23 protein-coding genes are annotated in these 19,656 nt (G+C 37.1%); 21 read left to right on the forward strand and 2 right to left on the reverse strand.

All coding sequences use genetic code 11. The features are described 5' to 3' along the window. Positions 1 to 58: 58 nt before the first annotated feature. Entirely contained in the window at positions 59 to 1,024 is a 966-nt protein-coding gene (locus COD11_RS18725; RefSeq protein WP_098798410.1) for an LCP family protein, read from the reverse strand. Positions 1,025 to 1,125: 101 nt separating this feature from the next. Beyond that, positions 1,126 to 1,758 carry a YigZ family protein gene (locus tag COD11_RS18730; RefSeq protein ID WP_098798411.1) on the reverse strand — a complete coding sequence of 211 codons (633 nt, stop codon included), beginning with the start codon at positions 1,756 to 1,758 and terminating at the stop codon, positions 1,126 to 1,128. A 132-nt stretch (positions 1,759 to 1,890) separates the two neighbouring features. On the opposite strand from COD11_RS18730, the gene degS reads away from it, so the two are divergent. The 21 genes from degS to hag all read left to right on the forward strand — a co-directional run bounded on the left by degS (position 1,891) and on the right by hag (position 19,623). Then, positions 1,891 to 3,057, forward strand: a complete 1,167-nt coding sequence (gene degS / locus COD11_RS18735) for a two-component sensor histidine kinase DegS (RefSeq protein WP_098798412.1) — start codon at positions 1,891 to 1,893, stop codon at positions 3,055 to 3,057. Between the two features lie 89 nt (positions 3,058 to 3,146). Beyond that, entirely contained in the window at positions 3,147 to 3,830 is a 684-nt protein-coding gene (gene degU, locus COD11_RS18740) for a two-component system response regulator DegU (protein WP_098798413.1), read from the forward strand. A 168-nt stretch (positions 3,831 to 3,998) separates the two neighbouring features. Beyond that, positions 3,999 to 4,841 (forward strand): DegV family protein, encoded by an 843-nt coding sequence (locus tag COD11_RS18745; protein WP_098798414.1) that lies wholly within the window; start codon positions 3,999 to 4,001, stop codon positions 4,839 to 4,841. A 127-nt stretch (positions 4,842 to 4,968) separates the two neighbouring features. Then, complete coding sequence (locus tag COD11_RS18750) at positions 4,969 to 5,172, forward strand: Myb-like DNA-binding domain-containing protein (RefSeq protein ID WP_098798415.1); 204 nt, start codon at positions 4,969 to 4,971, stop codon at positions 5,170 to 5,172. Then, positions 5,169 to 6,659: an ATP-dependent helicase ComFA gene (locus COD11_RS18755; protein ID WP_098798416.1), complete on the forward strand. Its 1,491-nt coding sequence runs from the start codon at positions 5,169 to 5,171 to the stop codon at positions 6,657 to 6,659. Before COD11_RS18750 ends, COD11_RS18755 begins: the two co-directional genes overlap by 4 nt. A 68-nt stretch (positions 6,660 to 6,727) precedes the next feature. Next, entirely contained in the window at positions 6,728 to 7,003 is a 276-nt protein-coding gene (gene comFB / locus COD11_RS18760; RefSeq protein WP_098798417.1) for a late competence protein ComFB, read from the forward strand. Next, positions 7,003 to 7,695 carry a ComFC family protein gene (locus COD11_RS18765; protein ID WP_098798418.1) on the forward strand — a complete coding sequence of 231 codons (693 nt, stop codon included), beginning with the start codon at positions 7,003 to 7,005 and terminating at the stop codon, positions 7,693 to 7,695. Before comFB ends, COD11_RS18765 begins: the two co-directional genes overlap by 1 nt. A 59-nt stretch (positions 7,696 to 7,754) precedes the next feature. After that, entirely contained in the window at positions 7,755 to 8,180 is a 426-nt protein-coding gene (locus tag COD11_RS18770; RefSeq protein ID WP_098798419.1) for a TIGR03826 family flagellar region protein, read from the forward strand. An 81-nt stretch (positions 8,181 to 8,261) separates the two neighbouring features. Further along, positions 8,262 to 8,525, forward strand: a complete 264-nt coding sequence (gene flgM, locus COD11_RS18775) for a flagellar biosynthesis anti-sigma factor FlgM (protein ID WP_098798420.1) — start codon at positions 8,262 to 8,264, stop codon at positions 8,523 to 8,525. Between the two features lie 83 nt (positions 8,526 to 8,608). Beyond that, entirely contained in the window at positions 8,609 to 11,002 is a 2,394-nt protein-coding gene (locus COD11_RS18780; protein WP_098798421.1) for a hypothetical protein, read from the forward strand. Further along, complete coding sequence (locus tag COD11_RS18785) at positions 11,002 to 11,298, forward strand: EscU/YscU/HrcU family type III secretion system export apparatus switch protein (protein WP_098798444.1); 297 nt, start codon at positions 11,002 to 11,004, stop codon at positions 11,296 to 11,298. The genes COD11_RS18780 and COD11_RS18785 overlap by 1 nt, the downstream gene beginning before the upstream one ends. A gap of 42 nt (positions 11,299 to 11,340) precedes the next feature. Beyond that, complete coding sequence (fliS, locus tag COD11_RS18790) at positions 11,341 to 11,796, forward strand: flagellar export chaperone FliS (RefSeq protein WP_098798422.1); 456 nt, start codon at positions 11,341 to 11,343, stop codon at positions 11,794 to 11,796. A gap of 3 nt (positions 11,797 to 11,799) precedes the next feature. After that, on the forward strand, positions 11,800 to 13,608 hold the full coding sequence (locus COD11_RS27885) for a flagellin N-terminal helical domain-containing protein (protein WP_098798423.1): 1,809 nt from the start codon (positions 11,800 to 11,802) through the stop codon (positions 13,606 to 13,608). A gap of 117 nt (positions 13,609 to 13,725) precedes the next feature. After that, the gene (locus COD11_RS18800; protein WP_098798424.1) at positions 13,726 to 14,163 is read left to right on the forward strand and encodes a YaaR family protein; all 438 of its coding nucleotides are present in this window, start codon (positions 13,726 to 13,728) and stop codon (positions 14,161 to 14,163) included. Between the two features lie 68 nt (positions 14,164 to 14,231). Beyond that, a complete protein-coding gene (locus COD11_RS18805; RefSeq protein ID WP_098798425.1) occupies positions 14,232 to 14,726 on the forward strand; it encodes a flagellar protein FlgN in 495 nt (164 codons plus the stop codon). A gap of 17 nt (positions 14,727 to 14,743) precedes the next feature. Then, on the forward strand, positions 14,744 to 16,339 hold the full coding sequence (flgK, locus tag COD11_RS18810; protein ID WP_098798426.1) for a flagellar hook-associated protein FlgK: 1,596 nt from the start codon (positions 14,744 to 14,746) through the stop codon (positions 16,337 to 16,339). 10 nt (positions 16,340 to 16,349) lie between these two features. Continuing rightward, complete coding sequence (gene flgL, locus COD11_RS18815) at positions 16,350 to 17,258, forward strand: flagellar hook-associated protein FlgL (RefSeq protein WP_098798427.1); 909 nt, start codon at positions 16,350 to 16,352, stop codon at positions 17,256 to 17,258. A gap of 42 nt (positions 17,259 to 17,300) precedes the next feature. Further along, a complete protein-coding gene (locus tag COD11_RS18820; RefSeq protein WP_098798428.1) occupies positions 17,301 to 17,870 on the forward strand; it encodes a DUF6470 family protein in 570 nt (189 codons plus the stop codon). A 19-nt stretch (positions 17,871 to 17,889) separates the two neighbouring features. Further along, positions 17,890 to 18,327 (forward strand): flagellar assembly protein FliW, encoded by a 438-nt coding sequence (gene fliW, locus COD11_RS18825; RefSeq protein WP_098798429.1) that lies wholly within the window; start codon positions 17,890 to 17,892, stop codon positions 18,325 to 18,327. Between the two features lie 12 nt (positions 18,328 to 18,339). Further along, positions 18,340 to 18,573, forward strand: a complete 234-nt coding sequence (csrA, locus tag COD11_RS18830) for a carbon storage regulator CsrA (RefSeq protein WP_098798430.1) — start codon at positions 18,340 to 18,342, stop codon at positions 18,571 to 18,573. A 234-nt stretch (positions 18,574 to 18,807) separates the two neighbouring features. Beyond that, complete coding sequence (gene hag / locus COD11_RS18835) at positions 18,808 to 19,623, forward strand: flagellin Hag (protein WP_098798431.1); 816 nt, start codon at positions 18,808 to 18,810, stop codon at positions 19,621 to 19,623. Positions 19,624 to 19,656: the final 33 nt, after the last annotated feature.

Here is a 19,656-nt window from a genome sequence, read left to right on the forward strand (position 1 = left end):
GTAGGCACGAGGTCATAAGCATTGTAGGAATAGATGGCGAGAACTACCATATTTCCTATTATTGCTCTAAATGAGTTTCAAGCTCAGTTTTAACTTCTTCAAGCTGTATTTCGTCAGGTGCAAAATAATAAATACCATTAATATAGTCATCTTCACCTTCGATTGTTAGCTTTTCAATATTGTCTGAGTTAATGTTCGGATATTTTTGAATAAGCGCAAGGGCATCTGATATTCTGAAATTTGTTTCAACATTATCTGAGACATGCATTGCTAATTCATCAATTTTATAAATATTGGCTGGTGCTGTTGCTTTATCAAAGATGGCTGAGATGATTTCCTTTTGACGGTCATTACGTCCAAAGTCACCACGTGGATCTCGTTTACGCATTCTCGCATAAGCGAGGGCTTCTTCACCATCAAGAATAGCAGGGCCTTCTTCAAAGTAAATACGTTCAGCGTTTTCGTCACTATGTTCCCAGAAATCGAAAGGAACATTAACGGATACACCATTAAGCTCATCAACGATCGATTTGAATGCCTGGAAGCTAACTGTTGCATAGTAATCAATCGGAATATCCAATAAGTTTTCAACTGTATCAATCGTTAATTCTTTTCCACCATAAACATAAGCATGGTTGATTTTCGTTTCAAGATCTTCTTCAGGTATTGAAACAAAAGTATCACGAGGGATACTGACCATTTTTATGGTTTGAAGTGTTGGATTAACGGTTAAAACAATTAATGTATCGGTTCGACCGTTCTCTCCGCCTGAGGAATAATCCTCAATTCCCATTAAGAGCATTGAAAACGGATCTTCCTTTACTTTAATAACTGACTCACGAAGCTTCGATTTTTCACCGCGGTCCAGCTCTACATAAGACTGGTTTGCTGCTTGATAGGTTTTATAAATGGTATAGCCGGTATATCCCCCTACACCTAAAAGAACAAGTAAAAGAAAAAGGAGAGTTCGTTTCAAAAAGCTTTTCTTTTTCTTCACTTTTTTATTTTTTAATCTAGTTGCCACTACTATCCCTCATTTATTTAGTGTTTGAGTCGGCTTTGTGAAAAGGTTTCGCTGTAAGCACTCGTTTTCTGCGGGCACCCTAGATCAGCAAAGCGTTGTGATTAAATCGGTTCTTCTAAATAAATATTTTCTCCCTTTATAATGTAACCTTGCCCATTTGTGAGCTCTGTCATCCATTTTTCAAAGGTATTTATGGAAGCTTCTTCAACAAAGGCTTCAATTTCGACTTGCTCAAGGTAATGAATTTCCTTTATTTTATAAATAGAATCTCGCAGTTCATTTTCGACTTTGCCTAGCCATGTATAGTCAATCTTTGTATGCATGACGCGCATGAGCTTGCGTTCAACGATTCCGATTGCTGAAAGTCCTTCTGAAACCGATTTTCCGTAAGCGCGAATAAGGCCGCCTGTTCCTAGCTTAATTCCGCCGAAATAACGGGTGACAACAACAACCGTGTCTTTTAGTTGTTTCTTTTTTAGAACTTCAAGCATCGGAACACCGGCTGTACCACTCGGTTCACCGTCATCATTCGCTTTTTGAATGGAATCATTTTCTCCTATTAGATAGGCTGAACAATTATGATTGGCATTCTGATGTTTTTTCTTTATTTGCTGAATAAATTGAAGGGCTTCTTCTTCGGTTTTTACTCGTTCTACATAACAAATAAAACGTGATTTTTGTATAACAATTTCATGCTCTCCATAGCCTTTTACGGTATAATAGTGTGAAAGCATGCTTGTACACCTCCTGACAAGCAAGCAGATTTAGAATAGCACATTCTTTTATTATAAAACGACAAATTTTTTACTTCAATTGTTAAAAATGTGACAAACTAAAATTATGGTATAAAAGTCGGAGGGAAAACAATGAACTCCAGTCAAAAAATAGATAGTAAAATACTTGATGAAATATTAGATAAAATGATTGGGACGGTTGCTGGAAGTAAGGATGAAATCTTTCTTATCGGTGAGCAGTCCAGACAACAGTATGAGTCTTTAGTAGAAGAGTTAGTTGAAATCAAAAAGCAAGTGAATACGGTGATTGATGAGGGAGATAAGCTTGAGGCTCAAGCGAGACTTGCCCGCAATCGCCTTTCACAGGTAAGTAAAAATTTCAAGGACTTTTCCGAAGAAGAAATTCGTGAAGCCTACGAAAAAGCTCATAAGCTTCAGGTGGAGCACTCCATGCTGCAGCAGCACGAAAAGCAGCTTCGGGATCGCCGTGATGACTTGGAAAGACGGTTACTAGGTCTTCAGGAAATTATTGAACGATCTGAAGCACTTGTTGGACAAATTTCCGTTGTTTTAAATTATTTAAACAGTGATCTTCGCCAGGTTGGTATGCTTTTAGAGGATGCCCAGCAAAAGCAGGATTTTGGTTTGCGGATTATTGAAGCGCAGGAAGAAGAAAGAAAACGAGTGTCTAGAGAAATTCATGATGGACCAGCTCAAATGCTTGCCAATGTGATGATGCGGTCAGACTTGATTGAGCGAATTTATCGTGAGAGGGGAGCGGAGGAAGGCTTTAAAGAAATCCGTAACCTTCGAAAAAACGTCCGAAACGCTTTATATGAGGTAAGACGAATTATTTATGACCTAAGACCAATGGCATTAGATGACTTAGGACTTATACCCACCCTCAGAAAATATATGGACACGATCGAAGAATATAATGGAAAAACAAAAATTCATTTTCAAAGCATTGGTGAAATTGATGGACACCGACTTCCACCGCGATTTGAGGTTGCGTTATTCCGGCTAGCACAAGAAGCTGTAACAAATGCACTGAAGCACGCGGATGGGAATGAAATAGCAGTAAAAGTGGAGGTTACATGTGAATCGATTACAATGATTGTGAAAGATGATGGAAAAGGGTTTAATATAAAGGAAGCAAAAGGAAATAAAGATAAAAAATCTTTTGGACTGATTGGAATGAAGGAACGAGTCGATCTTCTCGGCGGAAAGATGACGATTGACTCAAAAATTGGATTAGGGACTTTTATCATGTTCCAAGTCCCATATCATGGAACTTAATACCAATTCCTAGTATAAATACGGCTAAAGACATATTGACGTAAGGGATGCCAATTAGACTAGAATAGACGATGGGGAGGCGTAAGCGCATGAAGACGAAAATTGCCATTATTGATGATCATCAATTATTTCGTGAAGGTGTTAAACGCATTTTGGATTTCGAACCAAGCTTTGAGGTAGTTGCAGAAGGTGACGACGGTGAAGAAGCATTAGCAATCGTTGATGCACACAAGCCTGATGTTGTGATCATGGATATCAATATGCCTAAAGTGAACGGTGTCGAAGCAACGAAACAATTGGTTGAAGCAAATGAAGATACAAAAATTATCATCCTATCGATTCATGATGATGAAAACTATGTAACACACGCTCTGAAAACAGGTGCAAGAGGCTATCTATTAAAAGAAATGGATGCTGACACATTAATCGAAGCAGTTAAGGTTGTAGCAGATGGCGGCTCTTATTTACATCCAAAGGTTACTCATAACCTTGTAAACGAATTTAGACGCCTTGCTACTTCGAATGGACAAGCTAATCTTCAGCCGATGCAGCCTGAAATTCGACGTCCATTACATATTTTAACTCGTCGTGAGTGTGAGGTGCTTCAAATGCTTGCTGACGGTAAAAGCAACCGCGGCATTGGTGAAGCATTGTTCATAAGTGAAAAGACCGTTAAAAACCATGTAAGTAATATTCTGCAAAAAATGAATGTGAACGATCGTACGCAAGCAGTTGTTGTCGCGATTAAAAATGGTTGGGTTGAAGTGAAGTAATAGAATTGGGGTCAGACTCTATCGAGAGAGCTGGCTCTTTTTTTTGCCAAAATTTCAAGTAATAAAATGTGAGACAAATTACATACACTAAACAAATAGATATTCCCTGCATTTTCCGGTAGAATGGGAAATGGACAAAACGATAATGGACAAGGAAGGAATTAGACTATGAAAACGGCTATTGTCACAGATAGTACAGCATATATCCCTCAACATATCCGTGAATCACATGACATACATATGATTCCTCTAAGTGTAAACTTCGGGGACGAAACCTACCAGGAAGAAGTTGAAATCACCTCACAACAGTTTTTCGAAAAAATGAAGAATTATCAGGAGCTCCCAACAACATCACAGCCATCGATCGGAATGTTTGTTGAGCTATTTGAAAGACTCTCAAAAGAATATGATGCTGTGATTTCAATTCATCTCTCAAGTGGTATCAGTGGTACATATAACGGAGCGGCTACAGCAGGAGACATGGTAGAAAACATCGAGGTTTATCCGTTTGACACGGAAGTAAGCGCAATGGTACAGGGGTTCTACGCGCTAGAAGCAGCCGAGATGGCTCAAGCAGGAAAATCCCCGACTGATATTATGGCACGATTAGAAGAAATGAAAAAAACGATGAGTGCCTATATCATGGTCGATGATTTAACGAATCTTCAAAAAGGTGGACGCTTAAGCGGGGCAGCGGCACTAATCGGAAGCTTACTTCAAGTTAAGCCAATTCTTCATTTTGATAACAAGGTGATTGTGCCTTATGAAAAGGTGCGTACGAAGAAGAAGGCATTAAATAGGGTATTTGATTTGCTTCATGAGGATGCGAAGGATAACGAGCCAATGCGGGTTGTTGTGATTCATGCGAATCGTCCTGAGGAAGCGGAGAAGATGAAGGAAGAGCTACAAGAAAAGTACAAAAATATCGAATGTATGGTAAGTTATTTTGGTCCCGTCGTTGGTACACATTTAGGTGAAGGTGCGATTGGGATTGGATGGTATAAGAAATAATAGGGTAAGTTATAGGGAGTTAGTACTAGTGGTTTAGTACTAACTCCCTAATTTTTGCTAATATTATGGACAGATTATCTGAATTGACTCATACTATTATTCAGATAAGTAAGGGGGTTATAAGCAATTGGATACAACATCCAACAACACAATGCAACAAGACCAAGAAGAAAGCAAACGTACATATCGCCACTGGACAACTCTTGAGGACCGAAAGCTTTTAGAATTACGAAATAGTGGAATGAAATTTAGACATATTGCAGAACAGCTGTCACGTACACCAATCAGTGTTGAAAAACGCTATCGTAAGATTTTAAAAGGTGACATATGAGATTTCTACATAACAACGCGTTTCTTACTCCGGTTTTTACCTATAATGAAGGTTTACCTCTGTCAAGGTATGAGCAACTACCACAAATACCAAAAAATCCGCATTTTTCTTTTTCAAAGAAACTACAACAGTATCTTCAGGGTAAGGAATTACTACTCACAGAAATTCCTTCCTCTGTTGAAGAAATTCAAAATCATTATGAAAAAGGCTATATTCAACTAAATTATGGGGTTAGAAGAAAGCAGCAACGACTTGTTTGTACACGATGTGGAAATTCAAACTCTTCCTTTTTTTCGTCCTTCGATTGTGCGAAATGTGGGGAACCGGAGTGTCACTACTGTCGTAAATGTATTATGATGGGTAGAATCAGTGAATGCACACCTCTTTATAGTTGGAGTGGACCACCTTTTCTTGAAGAAACAGACTCTCACTTACAATGGGAGGGGCAGCTTTCGAAAGGGCAAGCGATGGCCTCACAACGCGTGGAAGACGCCGTCATCAAAAACAGTGAACTCCTAGTTTGGGCTGTTTGTGGAGCAGGGAAAACAGAAGTGCTATTTAAAGGTATTGAACGCGGCCTTACTGAAGGCAAGAAAATCTGCATCGCAACACCTCGCACTGATGTTGTACTAGAATTAGCTCCTCGCCTTCGACATGTATTTCCTTCAACCTCAATAGCTGCTCTATATGGTGGTAGCGAGGAGAAACACAAATCAGCAGCTCTCATCATCTCTACTACTCACCAGCTCCTTCGCTTTAAACAAACGTTTGATTGCATCATTGTTGATGAAGTTGACGCCTTTCCATACTCTGCTGATACCTCCCTTCAATTTGCCGTAGAAAAATCGCGGAAAGAAAAAAGCTCTCTTATTTATTTAACTGCAACACCGTCTGAAAAATGGAAGAATGAAGTAAAACAGAAGAAGCGGGATGCCGTGACAATTCCTGCACGATATCATGGTCATCCGTTGCCAGTACCTGAATTTGCTTGGTGTGGGAATTGGAGGAAGCAGCTTAGTAAAGGGAAGCTCCCGAAGAATGTTGTGCAGTGGCTGAAAGAGAGATTAGAAAGTGGAAAGCAGGCGTTTTTATTTGTACCTTCTGTAAGACTTATTGATGAGGTCGTTGATTTGTGTAGAGAATTAGATCAGCGAATCGAAGGGGTTCATGCTGAAGACCCGGAACGTCGAGAAAAAGTCCTGCGGTTTCGAAGTGGTGACATGCCAATTATTGTGACGTCTACCATCTTGGAAAGGGGTGTGACAATTCCGAATAGTGATGTAGCCGTGCTTGGAAGTGAGGATGGAATTTTCACAGAAAGTGCTCTCGTGCAAATATCCGGTAGAGTAGGTAGAAGTTCATTTTATCCCAAAGGCAACATCACCTTTTTTCATTTTGGAAAAACAAAAGCAATGATCGATGCCAAAAGACATATACAACAGATGAATCATAAAGCATTCAAAAGTGACTATATTACCAAAAATTAGTAACTACTTTCCGGAATCCTTTTCATATGGCATAATATATTCATAATTTGAGTGGGGAGACTAAGAATATGGTTATTAATGCGATGGAACGGATTATGAAGGAATTATTAGATGAATATAAGCACGGTCTTCATATCAAATGCACATGCTCAGAATGTATGGATGATATTCTAGCTCTTTCATTAAACCAAACAAAGCCACGCTATGTAACGAATATGGATAAGGTCATGTATGTGAAAGCTGAGTTTGTAGATAAACAGGCAATGACTTCTTTATTAGTGAAACTAGCAGAATGTGCGAAAATTGTTTCTGATAAACCATTATGTGAATCGCAGGGAGGTTAATGACTATTCTTTGTCTTATTTGTCATGAAGAGCTTTCACAGCAAATGAGTTGGACAAGTTTTCTATTAAGTGAACCGAAAGCTTGTGATGAGTGTTATCAAAGCCTTAGGAAAATAAATTCCCCGACCTGTCCCCTATGCTTTAGACCTCAAGAAGATGATAATGTTTGCCAAGACTGTCTGACTTGGGAAAATGACCCTCACTGGAAAAGCATTCTCCAGCAAAATGTTTCCGTTTTTGAGTATAATGATTCGATGAAAGAGTTGCTTGCTACCTTTAAGTTTCGCGGTGATGCTGCGTTGGTAGAGGTTTTTCAAAATGAGTTTTTAGCATGCTACAAAACAAATCTTGTTAAAGAGAAAATAGATTTTACGATTCCAATTCCCCTAAGCCCAGAGCGGTTATATGAACGAGGTTTTAACCAAGCAAAGCTGCTCGCTACCTTTCTCCCACTAGCTCAAATCGATATCCTCACGCGAACCCACCATGAAAAACAATCAAAAAAATCACGACAGGAACGATTAACAGCTTCAAACGTGTTTTCTATAGTAGATTCTAGTGAAATAATGAACAAGAAGATTCTATTAATTGATGATATCTATACGACTGGTAGTACATTGAGACATGCTGCTAAGGTGTTGAAAGACAATGGAGCAGCTTCCGTTTCCTCTTTAACATTAATTAGAAGCTAAAAATATTAAAATATGTGCCGATATACTATATATAAAGAAACCGAATAGGAGAATATAGTATGGGAGAATTAGCGAATTGCCCTGTCTGTGACACATTATTTGTACAAACACAATTTAGATCTGTATGTGATAAGTGTTTTAAAGAGGAAGAAAAGCAATATGAAATCGTTTATGCATTCTTAAGAAAACGTGAAAATCGTAAAGCACTTTTAGATGAGGTTGTTGAAGGCACAGGGGTGTCTAGAGACCTGATTTTGAAGTTTATTCGAACTGGAAGAATTCAGTTATCGAACTTTCCTAACTTGGGTTATCCGTGTGAGAAGTGTGGGACTTCGATTAGAAAAGATCGTTTATGTGAAAACTGCAGCAATGATATTCAAAAGCAGCTTCACCAGGTAGAGCAAGAAGCGCAAATTAGTGAGCGAAACAAACGACAAAGTTCGCCATCAGCTTCAACTTTCTACTCCCAAAGTACTAAAAAGTAATGAATGGCTAAATAATAAATTAATATAATCCGATATACAGAGTAGACATTCGAAGGGTGAATGAGAAAGTGAGGAATACTCATGAAAATAAATAATATAGGATCAATGGGAGTTAATCCTTATAAACGAAACCAAGAGAAAAGCGATCTCGCGAATCAAAAATCACAAGTGCAGAAAGACAAAGTTGAAATTTCTACTGAAGCAATTGATCTTCAGCAATCAAACGAGGTTGCAAAAGCAAGAGAAGAAAAGGTACAAGCAATTAAAGCACAGTTAGAGAACGGAACCTACACAATTGATCCAAAGGAAATTGCAAAAGGATTATTGAATTTTTATAAAAAGTAACATAAACATCTAATACACGGATGTTCACTATAGCTCAAGGACGAGCGTACCCGAAATATTCATAATCATGGAGAGTGAGAAAAGTGCAAATAAATTCAGAGCTTAAAGTCTCTTCTCATATCCCTTCTACAAAATCAGTCCCATTGAAGGAAGGAGATATTTACAGTGCGCTCGTCAAAGAAAGACTGCCTCAAAACGAAGCTATTCTACAAATAAGAGGCCAGGACGTCAAAGTAAAGTTCGAAGGAGAGCCTCCTAAGCAAAATCAAGTGACAGTTGAAATAACGAATACCAAACAGGAAATTCCACAAGTTAAAGCAATCTCTTTGTCTACTACAGAAAAAACAAATTCGTTAGCTGGAACAAATGGAGTAGCAAAGCAATTAAATGGTGGAGCACCTGTTTCGAATGAAACACAATCAGCTGTTAACTTCCTTCTTTCAAAAGGAATACCCCTTAATAAAGATACCTTTCAACAAATCCAAACCTTTATGGATGATAAAAATGGAACACTAGATCAAAAGCTTGAAACTCTTTCAGCTTTGGTGAAAAAAGGATTAGAACCAACAGCTATTCATATAAAGACTGTACACCAGGCATTACACGAGAAATCATTTGCAAGCTCGATTGAGGAAGTATTAAAACAAATAGACCCAGAGTTTCAATTCAAATCGCAAGGAAGAACCGAAAATTCTTTGAAATCTGAAGGGAACTCAGCACAATCTCAACTACAATTAAAAGCAGCTGCCCAAAGGGTATCAGAAGCTATAAATTTATTAGAAAAAGTAACTGTTGATCCAAAGAAGTTAGAACTACTTAATCAACTAAAGTCAGATATTAACTCTAGAAATATTAAAGAAGTTGTTCAAAAGTTAAGAGAATCCTTTTCTTCTGAATTAAGAAGATTACAGAATGTGGCCTCAAAACTTTCCGATGCAACGAAGCTTGAAAACATGGCAAGAGTGGCTAATCAGGGCCAAGAACAGGTGCAGCAGCCCAGACTAGAAACAGTTCAAAAAGAATCAACTACACTTAATAACACCAACACAAATTCAAGCCAACTCATTCAAAAAGCTATACAAGTATTAAAAAAAGAACCGAGCATGAATGAAGTTTTTCAGAAGTTATCAACACTTCTCAATCAAGCCACTAGTTTAAATGAAAAGCAGCAAGAAACGTTTGCAAACTCTCTAACTAAAGCAGAAGACCTTGCTCAAGGCGGAAAAGAGCTCGGTGCTAGACAAGAACTAATGCAATCTCTTACAAAAATAAATAATGAAATCCCTGTGTCACCGACACAGAACTCATCTTCACAAGTAGACCAAGCAGAAGCATACCAAATGCAAGAAGAGCTAATTGCGTCTCTTCCAATTCAATCTAAGAACTTTATCGTGGAAACAGTATCAAAAAAACTTTCGCAAGTGGCAATTGATTTCAAAAACTTTAAAAACGATATTTCTAAAAGCTTACAAACTGTGGAGCAACTTGTTCAACAGTTTAAATCGCGTTCAACCATCACGGCAAAGCCGATGCTTGAAACTGTGATTCAAAAGTTAGATCAAGCGATACTTCGAAGTGATTTTATGCTTTATGCAGATATGAGAACCGAGAAGAAGATGTTAACGGCAAGTGCTCAGCTCGCTGAAGCTAAAAAGCTTCTTTCTAAAGGTGATTTCAGTGGAGCAACAAAGATTGTCTCAGAGGTTAGAACGGTATTAGATAAAATGATCTTTAAACCTTCAGATGTCCGTGTGAAGCATTTTGTGTCACAAGAGCTCGGAAATCTAGAAAACTTACCAGCATCAAAACAAGTAACGCAAAATCTTGAAATGTCAATGAATGCTTTAAAACAAGAGCCGATGGCTAGAAATGCGTATGAATATTTACGTAATCTAGGCTTAACACATGAAGCGGATCATGCTCAGGCACTTGTATCAAGAGATCGAAATCAGGAAAGTCTACCACAGTCGCTTAAAAGCTTTTTATTAAAAATGAATGATGGAGAGGGTAAAGCTGACGGGGTGCTCAATTCAATAACTGGACAGCAGCTACTAAGTAAAAACGACCCATCTGGACTTCAAAGTCTAATGTTCACATTACCTTTATTACTACAAGAAAAATTAGAAAATGTGAAGGTTTTTATAAACTCTAAAAATCAGAATGAAAAAATAGATTGGGAGAATTGTAGCTTATTCTTTCTTTTTGAAACAAAAAAACTTGGAGAAGTAGGAATCTCGCTAACATCAACTGACCGTACGCTCTCTGTAAAGATAAAGAACGATCAACAAGGCTTTCAAGAAAAAATGGAGCCTCTTGCTGAACTAGCAAAAGAAAGGCTAAGTGATATTGGTTATAACATCGCGGGAATCAAGTTCGAGCCACTTAACACAAATGAGAAACCAGAAACTGTTACACCAAGTGCCCAACAAACTCAATTGTCTAAAATGACCGAGAAAGGATACGATTTTTCAGTATGATGTCACAGCAATATTTTAATCAAAAAAATCGTCGTCAAATAAATGGTCCTTCTGCTGCAGTCATCCGCTATGATGAATCCAAAGGTGGTTCACCGACTGTTATAGCTCAAGGTAAAGGGTTGCTTGCAACCAAAATTATGGAACTAGCAAAACAACATAACATTCAAATGCAGGAAGATGAGGGACTTGTTCAACATCTTTTAGATATAGATTTAGGAGAAAATGTACCACCACAGCTTTATTCTGTTATAGCAGAAATTCTACTTCTTATTGAAGAAATGGAGAAAAAGTATTAAAACTTGACCGGATATTCCGATAATAAAATGGGAGGTAGAATTATGGACTTTTTAACAAAAGAAATCATTTACCAGAAATCTTCTCAAGAAATTACTTCATTACTATATGAAGCGTTAATAGATCATACAAAAGGTGCAATACAAGACATTGAAGCTTCAAGATTGATAGAAGCAAACGACAAGCTAAAAAAAGTGAACGATATATTAGAACGTTTAGGTGTAGGAATAAATTACGAAGCAGGTATTATTGCCGAACAGCTTGATGTTCTTTACAACTATATGGCAGACCTTGTGATTAAGGCTAACGTGAAGAAAGATATTGAACCTCTAAAAGAAGTGTTAACAATTTTAGAAGATATCTCAGGGGCATGGCAAACTGCAATGAAAAATAATAAATCAAGTCAGATACAGCAACAGCTTTTAAGAAAAACAAATGCATATGAACGAAATGTAATGGTATATGAAAGAGAACCAAATACGGTTGAAGAAGGGAAATAGACTATGAGAATCAATCATAATATACAAGCACTAAATGCCTATAAAAATCTCTCGCAAACAATGGGACAAACGTCTAAAACACTAGAGAAATTATCATCTGGCTTACGTATTAATAGAGCAGCTGATGATGCGGCGGGTCTAGCAATTTCAGAAAAAATGCGTTCACAGATTCGTGGGTTAGAAACGGCAGAAAGAAACTCTTTAGATGCTATCTCATTAATTCAAACTGCTGAAGGAGCGCTAAATGAAACGCATAGTATCCTACAAAGAATGCGTGAATTATCTGTACAAGCAGCAAATGGAACGTTAGAAGACAGCGACCGTGAAGCAATTCAAATGGAAATTAATCAATTAACATATGAAATTGATAGAATCGCAGATACAACACAATTTAACACGAAAAAGCTTTTAAGTGGATCGGCAGAGGGAAGACCGTTTGCGGAAGTGAATACTTCACAGGTTGCTTATACTGCTAACGGAACTTGGAGCGGTGTTGTGACTGCAGAGCCGACTGAACCTGCGAAAGTGGAAATTCAGTTTGATAGCAACCTAGGTTCATTACAAAAAGCGGATCTTGAAGGAAAAACATTTATTATAAATGGTAAAACGTATGAAATAGATGTTACTGATGGAACCTCTCCTGGCGTAACTGGTGATAATATTGCTGTAAACATTTCCGCATGGGATGATGCAGCATCTACATCTGACACAGCAATTGTAGGTAATATTAACAAACTGATGAATTCATTAGAAAGTGCAATTATTCAGAATGACAATCAATCTTTTGCTGTATCAAAAATCTCGTCTGCAGATTCAGGTACAACTGGTGACGGAGCAATTATTGATGGTAAGCTAACACTTTCTACAGTAAATCCAATGTCACCAAAGGATGTACAAGATTTAGGTACTCGTAAAAACATCTCAACAAATATTGCTAGTGGAGTTACATTTAATGACCCTGCAACGAACACACCAACAACTTCTTTAGTTGCAAGTCCTGATTCAGCTCAGGCAAAACCAATTGCGATCACGTTCTCTGAAGTACCTAAAACTGGAGACACTTTGAAGATTGATGGTCTAACTATTAACTTTAATAGCCCGGCAGCAGCTTACAGTAGTGGTGTGGCTACGATCGATGTAACAGATAAAGACTTAGACACAGTTTTAAATGAAATAGATGCCATCATTACACAAGCACAAAATGATAATCCAACTCCTGTACCTGCCTTAGCCCCAGTACATTCTGTTTCAAACAACAGTTTAGTATTAGGAACAATCAAAACAGATGATGGTAATACTTCAGGTGTAACTAATGGTCTGGACATTGCTCTAATTGACGGTGACTTCGAAGCAGACAAAGGAAAAAACTTAGAAGTAGCATTACAAATTGGTGCTAATGCATCTGAATCATTAACTCTATCACTTGGTGTGATGGATGCTGCAACGCTTGGAATTGCACGTAATGGTGATTTCTCTACATTATCAACTGCTGGTGTAAATGCTGTTTTAGGTGTAAATGTTTCTACAGCAAATGCTGCGCAACAAGCTATTACTGCTTTCGATAAGGCGATTAGCCTTGTATCTGCAGAGCGTAGTAAGCTTGGAGCATTCCAAAATCGTCTTGAGCACACTGTTACTAACCTACAAACAGCTAATGAAAACCTAACTTCTGCTGAATCGCGTATTCGTGATACAGATATGGCGAAGTCAATGACAGAATACACGAAGAACAACATTTTAAACCAGGCTGGACAAGCAATGCTTGCACAAGCAAACCAATTACCACAAGGAATTCTACAACTATTGAAATAATTACCATTGGGAGGTAAGTCATTTATTGGCTCCTCCTCTTTTTTTTCTTTTATGCTTCTTATAAAATGGGTGTAGCAAAACAATCGTTTTTATTAATAACCCAATGAGGTGAAATAAATGGATGTTCAAAAGATTGGAAGATCAACTTTAAATAACATAGAAAAAAAACAGCCAGTAGCAACTGAATCTGTAAGCTTTACAGAAGTGATGGCGAATAAAAGGGGAAATGCCCTGTATGAAAGATTTGCTACGTTAGCTAAAGATATAGAAAACCAAGGAAAAGTTTTATCAGAGTCAAGAACTGTAGAGGATTTGAAAAAATATAAAAAGCTAGTAAAAACATTTTTAGAAGAGGCAGTTAACAATGGTCTTCAATTAGAGGATCAACGTGGTTTTAATCGCAGAGGTCGTACAAAAATTTATAAAATTGTAAAAGAAGTGGACAGTAAGCTAATTGACTTAACAAATGAAGTGCTCAATAAGCAGCAAAAAGGGCTAAACATTCTCAATCTTGTTGGAGAAGTTCAAGGTCTTTTAATAAATATCTACACATAATGGTCTAAATAATAATCGATAATGGTCGATATAAAGATTAGAGATAATTGAAAGAAAGAGGGAGTCGTATGTCTGTTGAAGATCAGCTATGTCATAATTTAGAAAAAATACTGAAGCTCCAAAAAAGTCTTCATCAAATTGCGTTAAAAAAAACTGAGATCATAAAAGCAGATAATATCGATGCCCTCGGTGAATTAATGAAAGATGAGTTAAAACATATTAAAGCAATTGAAGTATTAAATAATGAAAGAGAGAAAATTCAGCATCAACTTGCAAACGAGATTTCAATTTCTCCGCAGAGTTTAACGATATCTGATTTACTTTCTTCTGACAAAATTCAAGATAAAGAAAAACTAAGAAATCTACAACAACAGCTAGTAGATCAAATGAAGATATTAAAAGAGATTAATGAACTGAATCAGGATTTGCTTCAGCACTCGTTAAATTTTGTTAATTTAAACCTTGATCTTCTTTTGGGACAACAGGAATCTAGTAATTATAACGATCAATCCTCTGATGAGACTCAGAGTATCAATCGTTCTATATTCGATTCAAAGGCTTAAAGATAGGAGGGACCTAAATGCGTTCAACTTTTATGGGGTTAGAAACAGCTAAGCGTGGTATGTTTACCCAACAAAGTGCCTTGCATACAACTGGAAATAATATTGCCAATGCCAATACAGAGGGCTACACACGTCAGCGTGTTAATTTTAAAGCAACAGAAGCATATCCTTCACTTGGTTTAAATCGACCGCAAATTCCTGGTCAAATGGGAACAGGTGTGGAGGTCGAAAGTGTTCAACGTGTAAGAGAAAGCTTCTTAGATATTCAATATCGCTCGGAAAGTAATAAATTGGGTTACTGGGAATCAAGAGCAAATGCGCTTCAAAAGATGGAAGAAATTATGAATGAGCCATCAGAAACAGGCTTTGCTAGTTCTTTGGACAAATTCTGGCAGTCACTACAGGATCTAGCATTAGACCCAACAAATGCAGGTGCACGATCGGTTGTACGTGAAAGAGGAAATGCGGTAGCTGATACATTTAACTATCTAGCAACATCTCTTAAGTCTGTACAAGGTGACTTAAAAAATGAGCTAGATGTTTCTGTGAAGGAAGTTAACTCACTAGCAAATCAATTAAATAATATTAATAAACAAATTTCAGAAATAGAACCAAATGGCTACTTACCAAATGACCTTTATGACGAACGTGATCGTCTACTGGATAAATTGTCTTCATTAGCAAATATCAAAGTTTCTTACAACGCTTCTGGTGGTAACGCTCTGAAAATTTCTGAAGGAACAGCAACTGTTGAAATTGTTGATGACAAAGGTAAGGTTTTAGGAACTTTAGTAGATGGTAAAAGTCAACGAGTTAGTGAGTTTAGTGTTACCTATAGAAAAATCACTGATGAAAATGGAAATATTACAGAGGGACTAGCGGAAGGTATTAAGATAGGTTCTAAATCTATTAATATTTTGGATTTTAATAGTGCTGGGAAGATTAGTGGATTAATAGATTCATATGGTTATTCTGAAACATTAGATGACGGCAGCAGTGTTGTTGAATATGGTTTATATCCAGATATGCTAAACAATTTGGATACCATGGCATATGAATTTGCATCAGAATTTAATGCTGTTCATCGTGAGGGTTGGAATCTACGAGATTATGATGCAAATAAGAACCCTATTGATGAATTTGACAAAGAAGATGTTGACTTCTTTAATGTTGGGTCAAATGCAAAGGGTGCTGCGAGCACATTAAGTTTGACAGATAAAATAAAAGAATCTACGGATTTTATAGCAGCTGGTCGTAAAGTAGATGGTAATCTTCCAGAGATCGGAAATGGGAATAACGCTGTTTCCCTATCAAATGTTAAAAATGACGTTATCGATATTGGTGGAACGAACACAACTCTTCAAAACTTCTATGAAGGCATCATCGGTGGAATGGCTGTTAATGCACAGGAAGCGGAAAGATTGACCAAGAATAGTACGGTCCTTAGAGATTCTGTTGAAGAGCGAAGACAATCCGTTAGCGCAGTATCACTAGATGAAGAGATGACAAATATGATTCAATTTCAGCATGCATATAATGCATCAGCAAGAATGATCTCTTTACAGGATGAGCTACTAGACAAAATCATTAACGGTATGGGTGCAGGAAGGTAGGTGACTAAATATGCGAGTAACACAAAGCATGTTAGCGAATAATTCATTAAGAAACTTGAGTAACAGCTATGAGAAGCTAGGTAAATATCAAGATCAATTAGCTACAGGAAAGAAAATAACTCGACCTTCGGATGACCCGGTAGTAGCAATCAAAGGGATGTTCTATCGTACGAACTTAACTGAAAATGAACAATATCAGAGAAATCTTTCTGAGGCATACACATGGCTGGAAAATTCAGAAGCAGGTATTGAACAGGCAACACAAATCACCCAAAGAATTCGTGAATTAGTTGTTCAAGCTCAGAACGGAACAAATAGCCCAGAGGACCTAAAAGCAATCGGTGTTGAAATCGGACAATTAAAAGAAGATTTAATGGGAGTTGCCAATACTCAGGTAGCCGGTAAATATATCTTTAATGGTCAAAAAACGCAAACTGCTCCAATAGGAGACGCTTCTTTTACAACGGATGCTGTTGGAAATAAAGAATACACATTCACACAAGATACTTCCTCTTATAATGTTGAGGTTTCAAAAGGTGTCCAGTTAAAGGTAAACATTAATTCGCATAATGTTTTTGGGAAGGATTATCTGAACACATTGGAAGAAATAGAAAGAAATTTATCTGATGGTATCGGGACATTAGAAAACGGTGACCAGCTGTTAAAAGCTGTGGACAAGCATTTAGGTAATTTGACTGCTGAAAGAGCCGAACTAGGAGCTAGGTATAACCGACTTGAACTAATAGACAAACGTCTAGCAGACCAAGAAGTTATTGCAAACAGAATATTATCTGATAATGAAGATGCTGACATGGAACGGGTGATTACTGACTTAACCATTCAAGAAAGTATTCACCGTGCGTCCCTATCTGCGGGATCTAAAATTATTCAACCAACTTTAATGGACTTTTTACGTTAAGCTATCTTTTTTAGGATAGCTTTTTTACTAGGAGTGATTGCCGTGAATATACCTCAAATTAGACTTGAAAGCACAAATGCACAAATTTCAATGGAAACTAGAAAAGCCGTTAATCAAATCAATCAACCAAAAGCAGATATGTCAATTGAACAACCTAAGGCAGATTTATCAATACGAACAATCCAAGGGAAATTAACCATTGATCAATCACAAGCTAGAGCAGATGTTGATTTGAAGTCAGTTTTTCTTAGAACTGAAGAGTTTGCTCAAATGGGTAAACAAGGATTGTTAGTAGGTATACAGAGGAGAGCTCAAGAAGGCGAAGAACTTATGAAAATTGAAAATAGTGGTAATCCTATTTCTATGCAAGCAAAAAGGAATGGACAAAAACCTACAAAAGAATTTGGTATAGGGTTTGTGCCTTCTGTTGGAAGTGTGAAGATTAACTACCAACCTGCAGTTGTCGAGACAAGTATAACTCCAAATAAACCTATAATTTCAGTGCGAATCAATAAACCGGTTCATGACTATCAGCCAGGAAAAGTAGAAATTAGCCTCGCGCAAAGAAATAATCTAAATATTGAATTTGAAACAATAGATATAATGGTATAACCAAAAAGGATGATGATGAATGTTGATAGAGACGAAATATCATGGTGAAATCAATATAGATGAAAATGAAATTATTAAATTTGAAAACGGAATACCTGGGTTTATTACAGAAAAGAAATTCACTCTACTTCCTTTAGATAAAGAATCTCCTTTTTCAATACTTCAATCGATTGAAACAACAGAACTAGGATTTATCGTAGTTAACCCGTTTCACTACACTAAGGATTATGAATTTGACTTAACAGACGGTGAAAAAGAGGCACTTCAATTAACGAGTGCAGAAGATTTAGAAGTGTTGGCTATAATGACAGTAAAAGAGTCCCTAAAAGATTCAACGGCTAATCTTCAGGCACCCTTAATCATCAATCATAAGAAGAAAATAGGTAAACAAATCATTCTAAATAACCCGAACTATGAAATAAGATACCCTTTATTTGCTGAATTAGGAGAAAAATAAGGATGTGACATAATGTTAGTCTTAACTAGAAAAACAAGTGAATCCATTAAAATTGGTGAAGACATAGAAATTACAATTCTATCTATTAATGGTGATCAGATTAAATTAGGAATTAATGCCCCTAGAGATGTAGAGATTCATCGTAAAGAAATATACCTTTCCATACAAGAGTCAAATAGTGAAGCTGCATCTATCTCAACGAATATCTTAAATGAAATAATGAATAAGCGAATTGACCCTAAGTGAAAAGCTTAGGGTCAATTTTTTTTCGGAAGTGTAAAACTAATGAAGGAAAAACTACCAATTTATAAATTAAAAAATCTTTTAAAAAACTATTAAACAATCTTCTAAAGTGTCGATAATAATAGTGTAAGGAAGGAACACACAATGGCGGCCGACAATGAGTGATTCCTTTCGAACCAATTTAACTTTCATCTACAAGGAAGTGGATGAACTTACATTCAAGGAGGAAATTTTAAAATGAGAATTAATCACAATATCGCAGCTTTAAACACTTACCGTCAATTAAACAGCGCTAACGCTGGACAATCTAAATCTATGGAGAAATTATCTTCAGGTCTTCGTATCAACCGTGCTGGAGACGACGCAGCTGGTCTTGCAATCTCTGAAAAAATGCGTGGTCAAATCCGTGGATTAGAAATGGCTGGAAAGAACTCTCAAGATGGTATCTCTTTAATCCAAACTGCTGAAGGTGCATTAAACGAAACACATGCAATCCTACAACGTATGCGTGAATTAGCAGTTCAAGGTGGTAATGATACTAACGTTTCAGCTGACCGTACTGCAATTACAGATGAGTTAAATCAATTAATGTCTGAGATTGACAGAATTGCAAATACTACTGAGTTCAACACTCAAAATTTATTAGGTGGAAGCTTCTCTGGTACATTCCAAATTGGAGCAAATGCTGGACAAGTAATTAATATTGGTATTTCTGCAATGGATACTACAGGTTTAAGTTTAAGTACAACTAGTATTTCAGTGGGTACAAATACAGCAGCTAGTTCTTCTATTGCTACATTAGATACTGCTCTGGCTTCTGTTTCTACACAACGCTCTAAGCTAGGTGCTGTACAAAACCGTTTAGAGCACACAATCAATAACTTAGGTACATCTCAAGAAAACTTAACTGCGGCTGAATCTCGTGTTCGTGACGTTGACATGGCAAAAGAAATGATGTCACAAACAAAGAATTCTATTCTTTCTCAAGCTGCTCAAGCAATGTTGGCTCAAGCTAACCAACAACCACAAGGTGTTCTACAGCTACTTCGTTAATTTATTATATTAGTGGTTCTAAAGGAATATCGT

It is taken from the genome of Bacillus sp. AFS040349, from assembly GCF_002577655.1.
Classification (GTDB): domain Bacteria; phylum Bacillota; class Bacilli; order Bacillales; family Bacillaceae; genus Metabacillus.